This is a genomic window from Mesorhizobium sp. M0998 (assembly GCF_040318885.1).
Taxonomy (GTDB): domain Bacteria; phylum Pseudomonadota; class Alphaproteobacteria; order Rhizobiales; family Rhizobiaceae; genus Mesorhizobium.
In genome coordinates, this window is sequence record NZ_JAMYND010000088.1 from 1 (window position 1) to 5,250 (window position 5,250).

Sequence of the window (5,250 nt, forward strand, 5' to 3'; positions counted from 1 at the left end):
GCGGCTGAACTTCCTTCTTTGCATTCCAACTCTCCAGTTCCGTTAAACACCTTATCTCGGTGTCCACGAAACCGGCAGCAGGCCACTTGACCAAAAGGCCCGCAAAGCGGGCGTGCAATTCAGGATGGGGGAACATTTTGAGGAGTACCTTTCAATTACAAGTAAGATTGCCGGGAAATATGCTACCTTTCCGAACTTCCGCCCGGACTGTTCACAGCTTGAGCCCGGCCAGGCGTTTTGGGTCGTTGGAGAAGATAAATTCGGTAAAGTAGCGCATGTCCAGGCGCTTCGTGTGGATGATCTGGCGTCTACCAACTTGGCTGACCATCTTGAGTCATTGAAATCCTGCTATGTGGATCCTGCAAAGCATGCCGGCCCAGGTTCGTCGTGTGTTTGTGTCGCGCCGACTGCTCGGATCATAAGCGGGATCGCAGCGTATCACGGCGATTTATGGCTCCGAAGTGACCTTAGAGGACAGGGCTTAGCACCCACGCTTGCAGGTGTCGCTTTTGGACTGGCATGGGCGAAATGGGCCCCCGATTTCATCTACGCTCTTGTGCCTTCTTGGCTTATCCAAAAGGGAGTCGCCGATCAGTACGGCTATCCTCACAGAGAAGCACATGGATCCGTCCTGCGTTTACCTGATCGAGACATCGAAGATGATGACTGGCTCATTTGACTAACTCAACACGAGTTATCTCAGCTAATCAAATGCTCGGCGACTGAAACGATCTGACGTTGCCCCCAGTTTCTATCCAGTTTTGAGTTCGTTTCCGGCGTGGGTTGTGCCCTGCTGGGCGGGTGAAGCGACGGGCGCTGGCGCGGAGCCTTTGGCATCGCGCAGCGCGAGCGACCGTCGCAGATTGAAGGTGGTGGCGAACTCGGCCGGCGATTGTTGAACCAGTCGACCCATTCGAGCGTGGCGAACTCGACGGCCTCGAATGAGCGCCAGGGTCCGCGCCGATGGATCACCTCGGCCTTGTAAAGACCGTTGATCGTTTCGGCGAGAGCATTGTCGTAAGAGTGGCCGACACTGCCCACCGAAGGTTCGACGCCGGCCTCCACCAGGCGCTCGGTGTATCTGATAGAGACGTATTGGCTGCCTCTATCGCTGTGATGGATGAGCCCGCTGTCGCACTGCACTTAAATGTGAGATTGCGCCCAGTTCGCTCAACCGCTGCACCTAATCATGAGATTCAATTGTCAAACGGCGTCCAAAACTGACCCCCGATCGGCGTCCAATTTTGACCCCCTTAGGTAATGCGCGGCGGTCAGCGTTCGCCCGGGCGGAGCTGGTCAGGGTTGCGCAGCCCGGGCGAGCGCGGATGGCGCTTGGCAGCTTGACAGGGTGATCAGGCGCGGTTCTTGAAGCGCCAGGATTCGTTTCCGGTCTCGATGATCTCGCAATGATGAGTGAGACGGTCGAGGAGCGCTGTCGTCATTTTGGCGTCGCCGAAGACGGCGGGCCATTCGCCGAACGCCAGGTTGGTGGTGACGATGATCGAGGTCCGTTCATAGAGCCTGCTGATCAGGTGGAAGAGCAATTGCCCGCCGGCCTGGGCAAAGGGCAGATAGCCGAGTTCATCGAGCACGACGAAGTCTAGCCGGGTGAGGTAGTCGGCGATACGGCCCTGCTTGCCGCCGCGGTGCTCGGTCTCGAGCCGGTTGACGAGATCGACGACGTTGAAGAAGCGACCTCGTGAGCCGTTGCGGATCAGGGCGCGGGCAATGGCGATTGCCAGATGCGACTTGCCGGTTCCGGTGCCGCCGATGAGCACGGCGTTGCGCTGGTCAGCGACGAAGGTGCCGTTGGCAAGGTCCCGCACCAGCACCTCGTTGACCGGCGTGCCGTCGAAGTCGAACTCATCGATGTCCTTGGCGATCGGCAGCTTGGCGACAGTGAGCTGGTATTTGATGGAGCGGGCCTGCTTCTCGGCGATCGACGAGACCGCCGCCCACCGCGAGGCATGCTCGCCTTCGTGATCCAGAACCAGCCGCACCGCACGGGCTCGGACCTCGGGAGAGAACTTGTTGGTCGTCTTGCTTGTCATGGCTCCACCTTCTCAGGAGTTGGAGCCTCCGATCAACCCGGGGCGGTTCAATCTGCCGATGAAGCTCGATGAATGCATTGATAGCTTCGATATGGTGAGGCGCGTCATTGCTGATCGCTCTGCGGAAGTCGTCTGTCTAAAGATTTCGAAGCAAGGAGGTCTATCCAAGGCGCGCCGCATGCGGGATATGCTTATAGATAATCGCATCCCCGTCGTTTCCGAAGATAGCTGGGGGGGCGAAAGACTACGGCAGCCGTAGCGCATTTTGCTGCCTCCACCCCCAATGAGTTCCTGATCAATACGACGGATCTGCATAACTACAACAACGAGCGCACCGGCACCCCTGGCCCACTAACCAGTGAGGGGGAGATGTTTGCATCGGACGCGCCTGGACTGGGGGTTGAGCCCCACCTCGAGAGCTTGGGCGCGCCGGGCGCGTCTTACCGGTAGCCCGCCCCCGAGTTTCGAACAGCCTTGGGCACTGGCAGTGCTCGACCCGGTCGAGGCCTCAATCTGGGGACGAGTGTTGCTGAAGGATGATCCCATCGATGCGCGGCACGTGGGCATTGGGTCCAGGCCGGGACGCCCGAACAGATTGCCGACAACATCATAGCGCTTGATGTGCGGCAAGGCGCTCGGCGCATCCGGCGCGCTCGTGACCGGACCGCGAACGCTGTGCGACTATCTCGTCAACCGTTGCCGGCCATTCATCTACGCTACCGCGCCATCGCCGCTGATGGCGGTCGCGCGGCGCGCGAAGCGCTCGCCATGCTGTCCGACGAGCCCATGCGCCGTGTTCAGCTGCATGAACGCGTTGCCCTCGCAGGCCGCCAATTGGCCGATCGCTGCGCCGTAAAGCCCAGCGGCTCGCAGATCCAGCCAGTTGTCATCGGCGATGTCAGGCGCACAATGGCGGTCGCGGCGGCACTGCAGGCCCGCGGCTTCGACATACGCGGCATTCGTCCGCCGATCGTGCCCGAGGGCACATCGCGCTTGCGCATTTCGCTGACGCTCAACGTCGACGAAGCCGCCATTTCGGCCATGGTCGAGGCGCTCGTCGAGGTGTTGGCCCAGACATGACCGGAGGCGGCATGACCAAGCGCATCGTCATCACCGGAACAGACACCGGAATTGGCAAGACGGTGTTTTCGGCCGGGCTCGCTGGGCTGCTCGACGGTTTCTACTGGAAGCCACATGGCGCTGGCGAACGCCGGCATCGATCGCGGCGACATCGGTCTGTTGTTGCTCGCCACCTCGACGCCCGACCACCTTCTGCCGCCCAGTGCGCCGCTGGTCGCACACCGGCTCGGGCTCGGCCGGGCAACGACCAAGCCGGGCTCCTTCAGCTCGTCCATGAGGGTCCCAGGGGTTTGCCGCCGCATTCGAGGACAATGATCCTCAATGTTCGACTTGGCGGAATATTCGAGGCTTTGGCTGCAGCCCGCGCATTCGCCCGGCTCGGGAGCGGTGTCCTTGAGCTACATTAGCCAAGAAGTGGCGGAACGGCGACTTTGTTGCGCGAGTTGTAGTGGTGGTTCATGCGGGACGCTCGAAAAGGGTGCGCGGGAAGGCGCTCATCAGCTCCGCGCCATTTTCGGTTACCCGAACGGTATCGCTCATCATGTAGATTTCGCCGCGCTCGACGAAATTAGACTGGAAGTGGAAAGTCATGTTGGACACGATCTCGGTGTCATTGCTGGTCGTCAGGCTCGGGCCGTCGAGGAAGTCAAGACCAACGGAGTAGCCGATGCGCCCCTCTTTCGTGAGGCCGTACGGCCGGATAGCCGCTTGGAACGCGCGCGCCACATCGGCGCAGGTCGCGCCCGGGCGCATCGCGTCGATGGCAGCGTGGAATCCCGCCATGCCACCCTCGTGCCGATGCTTCAGGTGCGGTGTCGCCGGGCCGAGATGAGCCATCCGCGTCAGTGGAGCCGGGTACCGGTGCCGGCTAGCGGAAAACTCCAGATAATACTGCTGCCCGGCTGCAAATACATCGTCCATCCATATCTGGTGTGGCGCATTAGCGAACTCGCCACCTCGGATGTATGGTGGAAACGGCGGCGGTCCGCCGAAAATGCTCTCTGTCCCCGCGCAGAGCACCGACATGATTGCGGCAGCTGCCTCACAATGCCGCGCGCCGACAGCGATCTTGTCCATGCCAGCAAGCATTGCCCGGTCCGCGATCGCAGCTGCCTCGGTCATGTACAAAAGCTCGCGCTCGGACTTGACCAGCCTGCATTTCGATACCAAGCCGCCACCATCAAGCGGGACTTCAACTCCCAACGCGCCGATAAGCTTGTGGTAGGCTTGCACGCCCAGTCCAGACACTTCGACGGCTACACGCGCAGATGCGCCCATCTTGTCCTTGACGAACTGGCCGATCATTTCCCACGCACTGGCGTCTCCGGAGCCGCCGACATAACTTTCGGCATATGCGACAACCCGATCCTGCGGAAGCCAGCATCCGGCGTCGGTAGCCGTGTCGGCGTCCATCTTACGCAGGATGAAATACGGGTCGTCATCCAACGTCACGAGCGCAGCCTGCGGTTCGGCATCGGAAAAGGCGTCATACCCTAGTAAATAGCATTGACTCGATCCCGAGCTGACCACCAGCGCGTCCATCCCAGCATCGGATATCAACGCACGCAGCTTATTGACCCGAGCTCGATACTCCGACGTCTCAAACGACTGCACAATGTTCTGGCCGTTCATACAGAACGTCCTCTCCTAGTTTCGTTATCCGTTACCAGCTTGTCCAAGGTCCAAGGACCGCATCATCTGTCGGGAGGTTCTCGACAACATCTCTCGCACGATGTCGCGAAGTCGTCCGAGAATGGCTTGTGCCGCCACGGGCCGGGATTACCGGCCCCTCAGCGCGCATCCAATTTGTCTTACGGCGCTCGCCACCCAGCAAACCCTTCAGGAAAAGGCTCGCCGACGCCGCAACTCGCTCCTGCGTGAACAGTCCGCGCATACCAGCTTTCTGTCACGCAGCACTATGCCCACAGTTCCAGCGTGGTCTTGATTGATGCACCCGTCATCCATGTCCTCCGAATCATGGCGACCTAAGCCGCCGCGTCCCGCAATCGAGCCCAGCTCTGGATTCCGCAGCCAACTAGGGCTTGTTGAGATTCATTTGGAGTTGATGACGGCAGCAGCGAGATGAATGATGGCATTGAAGCTCTGGTCGGTTTTGTCG

At 60.2% G+C, this 5,250-nt stretch carries 2 protein-coding genes and 7 pseudogenes; 4 read left to right on the forward strand and 5 right to left on the reverse strand.

Going from position 1 to position 5,250, the window contains the following annotated elements:
* Positions 1–124 precede the first annotated feature (124 nt).
* Entirely contained in the window at positions 125–679 is a 555-nt protein-coding gene (locus NKH59_RS32975) for a hypothetical protein (protein WP_353024396.1), read from the forward strand.
* 20 nt (positions 680–699) lie between these two features.
* Here NKH59_RS32975 and NKH59_RS32980 read toward each other — a convergent pair.
* The 3 pseudogenes from NKH59_RS32980 to NKH59_RS32990 all read right to left on the reverse strand — a co-directional run.
* Positions 700–1,131: pseudogene (locus NKH59_RS32980) on the reverse strand (integrase core domain-containing protein); the annotation flags it as partial.
* Between the two features lie 221 nt (positions 1,132–1,352).
* Positions 1,353–1,946, reverse strand: a pseudogene (gene istB / locus NKH59_RS32985) (IS21-like element helper ATPase IstB); the annotation flags it as partial.
* A pseudogene (locus NKH59_RS32990) lies at positions 1,929–2,051 on the reverse strand (IS3 family transposase); the annotation flags it as partial. The pseudogenes NKH59_RS32990 and istB, both read right to left, overlap by 18 nt.
* Before the next feature lie 600 nt (positions 2,052–2,651).
* Between NKH59_RS32990 and NKH59_RS32995 the strand changes: the two are divergent.
* The 3 pseudogenes from NKH59_RS32995 to NKH59_RS33005 all read left to right on the forward strand — a co-directional run.
* Positions 2,652–3,131, forward strand: a pseudogene (locus tag NKH59_RS32995) (aminotransferase class I/II-fold pyridoxal phosphate-dependent enzyme); the annotation flags it as partial.
* A gap of 11 nt (positions 3,132–3,142) precedes the next feature.
* Positions 3,143–3,256, forward strand: a pseudogene (locus NKH59_RS33000) (AAA family ATPase); the annotation flags it as partial.
* Positions 3,246–3,374: pseudogene (locus NKH59_RS33005) on the forward strand (3-oxoacyl-ACP synthase); the annotation flags it as partial. The pseudogenes NKH59_RS33000 and NKH59_RS33005, both read left to right, overlap by 11 nt.
* A 213-nt stretch (positions 3,375–3,587) precedes the next feature.
* Here NKH59_RS33005 and NKH59_RS33010 read toward each other — a convergent pair.
* Both NKH59_RS33010 and NKH59_RS33015 read right to left on the reverse strand, forming a co-directional pair.
* Positions 3,588–4,763, reverse strand: coding sequence for a M24 family metallopeptidase (locus NKH59_RS33010; RefSeq protein WP_353024398.1), 1,176 nt, complete (start codon positions 4,761–4,763; stop codon positions 3,588–3,590).
* A gap of 52 nt (positions 4,764–4,815) precedes the next feature.
* Positions 4,816–5,110: pseudogene (locus tag NKH59_RS33015) on the reverse strand (IS701 family transposase); the annotation flags it as partial.
* Between the last annotated feature and the right edge of the window lie 140 nt (positions 5,111–5,250).